The sequence below is a fragment of the Serratia sp. 506_PEND genome (assembly GCF_001076875.1).
GTDB lineage: Bacteria > Pseudomonadota > Gammaproteobacteria > Enterobacterales > Enterobacteriaceae > Serratia > Serratia marcescens.
The window spans coordinates 1-2,948 of record NZ_JVEL01000227.1; the positions used below are offsets into that span (position 1 = coordinate 1).

The 2,948-nt window shown below is 55.8% G+C and carries 5 protein-coding genes; 3 read left to right on the top strand and 2 right to left on the bottom strand.

Features of this window, described 5'->3' with window-relative positions:
• Together ADK28_RS05820 and ADK28_RS05825 are read left to right on the top strand one after the other, a co-directional pair.
• A partial coding sequence (locus ADK28_RS05820; protein WP_048795142.1) for an AI-2E family transporter occupies window positions 1-623 on the top strand: 623 nt, incomplete at its 5' end.
• Between the two features lie 93 nt (window positions 624-716).
• Window positions 717-929 (top strand): hypothetical protein, encoded by a 213-nt coding sequence (locus tag ADK28_RS05825; protein WP_033640592.1) that lies wholly within the window; start codon window positions 717-719, stop codon window positions 927-929.
• Here the strand turns inward: ADK28_RS05825 and ADK28_RS05830 are convergent.
• Window positions 926-1,345, bottom strand: a complete 420-nt coding sequence (locus ADK28_RS05830; protein ID WP_033640594.1) for a GNAT family N-acetyltransferase — start codon at window positions 1,343-1,345, stop codon at window positions 926-928. The genes ADK28_RS05825 and ADK28_RS05830 overlap by 4 nt on opposite strands.
• A 145-nt stretch (window positions 1,346-1,490) precedes the next feature.
• On the opposite strand from ADK28_RS05830, the gene ADK28_RS05835 reads away from it, so the two are divergent.
• Window positions 1,491-1,781: a hypothetical protein gene (locus ADK28_RS05835; protein ID WP_016928059.1), complete on the top strand. Its 291-nt coding sequence runs from the start codon at window positions 1,491-1,493 to the stop codon at window positions 1,779-1,781.
• A gap of 30 nt (window positions 1,782-1,811) precedes the next feature.
• Here the strand turns inward: ADK28_RS05835 and ADK28_RS05840 are convergent, their stop codons facing one another.
• Complete coding sequence (locus ADK28_RS05840; RefSeq protein ID WP_239686213.1) at window positions 1,812-2,759, bottom strand: HNH endonuclease; 948 nt, start codon at window positions 2,757-2,759, stop codon at window positions 1,812-1,814.
• Window positions 2,760-2,948: the final 189 nt, after the last annotated feature.

Here is a 2,948-nt window from a genome sequence, read left to right on the forward strand (position 1 = left end):
TCGGCGTAATGCTCTATCTGCTGTTCTTCCTGCTGAAAGACGGCCCTTATCTGGTGAACCTGGCGCTCGAAGCGCTGCCGCTCTCCCAGCACGTGAAACACCATCTGTTCGTCAAGTTCGCCGCCGTTTCCCGCGCCACCGTCAAGGGCACGGTGGTGGTCGCCGTGGTGCAAGGCGCGCTCGGCGGGCTGGCGTTTTACTTTACCGGCATCGACGGCAGCCTGCTGTGGGGCGCGCTGATGGCGTTCCTGTCGATCATCCCGGCCGTGGGCTCCGCCATCATCTGGGTGCCGGCGGTGATCTACTTCTTCGCCACCGGCATGCTGTGGAAAGCCATTTTCCTGGTAGTGTTCTTCGTGGTGGTGATCGGCCTGGTGGACAACATCCTGCGCCCGCTGCTGGTGGGCAAAGACACCAAAATGCCGGACTACCTGATCCTGATCTCCACCCTGGGCGGCATGGAGATTTACGGCATCAACGGCTTCGTCATCGGCCCCTTGATCGCCGCGCTGTTCATCGCCTGCTGGAACATCCTGTCCGGCCGCGACAGCGAGGAGAACATCGAAGAGATCGACGAAGAGTTTATCGAGGAAGGCAAGAACCATCCCGACGCGGTGGAGTAAACCTCCCGCAGCGAATCACGCAGGGGCCCGTTTGGGCCCCTTTTTTTGTCTGTGGTATCCTTGCCAGGCTCACAAGGAAGAACGGATTTCGTTATGCTTATTTTTTACGCCATGCTGGCCATCGCCTTCACTCTGCTGTGCCTGTTAGCCTTTCTCTATTGCGCCTATCAGTTGACGAAGCACGGCGACGTCAGGTTTTTGGCCTCGCTTTCGGTGCTGCTCTTCGCACTGCTGGCCTTCTATGCCGCTTACGGCTACGTCAGCACCTGGCTGCAACAGCAGGCGGTCGATGTCCGGCTGTATTAGCGCAGCGGGATAAAAAATACCTGCTCCGGATCGCCGTCATCGAGATTGTCAATCTGGCCGCTGGCGACAAATCCGGCGTTCAGCAGCAGCCGCTGCATCGACAGGTTGGAACGATTGGTGGAAGTGAACAGTTTCGGGTGTCGGCAATGGGACTTCAATGCCGTAATCAACGCCTGCCCGACGCCCCGGCGGCGATAGCGCTCGCCGACCATCAGCATCTCGATAAAACCGCAGCCGAAGAAATGATAGTGCAGTACGCCATAGCCCATCACCACGTCCTGTTCCTTGGCAAGATAGCACTCCCCCTGCCCGCACCAGGCCCGGATCTGCGCCGCGCGCTGCGGTTCGTGTTCGGCGACGCTGTCGAGGGCGATCAGGGCTGCGACATCGCTGTCAGTGGCCTGGCGAACAAACATGTTTTAATCCTCATGCTGATGGATACGGCGACACCGCTTCAACGAAACGGCAACCGAAGCGGGATAACTTTTACATCCCCGCCGAATTTTGTAATCCTATTATAGAGTTACTAAAACACACGCCAAGGAAGGAAAGCTTTTCCCGATGAGAATACCGCAAATCTCCGCCGCCCTGCTGTTTACCTTGCTGCTGGCGGGCTGCCAGTTCCACAAGACCGTGTTCCCGCCGCCGTATATCGGCGCCCCGCAGGAGATCAGCACCTACGAAGTGAAAGGGCTGACGTTCGTCACCACCGTCACCTTCAGCGGCCTGTTCGCCGAAGATCTGGTGCGCGAATACGCACAGAAACATCACTATCGCTACTATGTTGTCACGATGCGCAGCAACGGTTTTAAAGATCGGAGCGAGCGCGTGAGCGCGATGATGTATCGGTAAGAGCCCCGGCTCAGATTTGGCAAACCTGCATCAGGGCACAGTTTCAAAGCCCCACTTCACTCGATGCCGTTGCAGGTATGCTCTGTTCTTTTCAGACAACCCGCTAATATTGGCGTCCAACGGGATCCTCAGCTCACATAGCAAACCGCTCATCGTCCGTGAATACAGCAAACGTCCGTCATCGGCAAAACTGATCATGCCACGATCGAACAGCTTGTCCAGATTGGGGATTAACGGCAAACCATTGTGCGGATCCACTTTTTCTTCTGGGGTCGCAATCGACCAGGCAACGATGTGAGAGGCAATGAGAATGGACGGCTCCGCAATCCCCGTGACGGCGCACCGGTTTCCCCATCGCTTAAACATTTTATCGCGATAGGGACCATGCCCAATCCGCGCCTGAATCACTCTTTCTTGCTCACCACCGACCTCTCTGGTGATTTCGACGGTATCCGCATGGAAGTTGATAGAGAGGTTTTCCGAGAGAAAACCGGCGATCAACGCGGCTGCCGGCGCGGGGATCTCGCACATATAGTTTTCGGTGCATCCGCCTTTCTTATTAAAAACGCGCGGAAGGCAAGCCTGGTTGTGCATGCGTGTGAACGCCTGATTAAAAAGGGAAACATCAATAGGTAGTTCAAGACGCGTCAGTTCCAAATCGACTTGGGTACCCGCAATATGCGGCGGTCCCGCGACCCGATGCTCAGGCCGCGGTGCAGAGTAAGCATCGCGTACCGCTGTCGCCACGCCGATGATCTTCCTACCCTTGTGGCAAAAAATCAGGTCACCCTCTTTGACTTTTTTGACCGTTTCCCACCCGGCAGGTTTAAACATGTTCCCAGTCTTATTTATTCCATATTGCGGCGCCCACAGGAATTCGCCCTTAAAAACTTCCGCGACGCTGCCACCAATGTTGACCCAGAAAAAACGCATGGCCACTCTTTTATAATCAGGAGTTTTAAGGGTTATCGTCACCATTCATCAAGGGCTTTAGTGAGTTTCACCAATTAACGCAGGGTGACGGCAATAAAAAATCCCGGCCTTGACCGGGATAGCGTTGCACGGAAACAGCGTTGTTTATTCACTGCGGGCGAAATTCCAACGCGCTGCTTTTGACCGCTTCGTAAACCGCGGCCGTTGGCGGCTTAGGCAGACGCGCATTGGTGA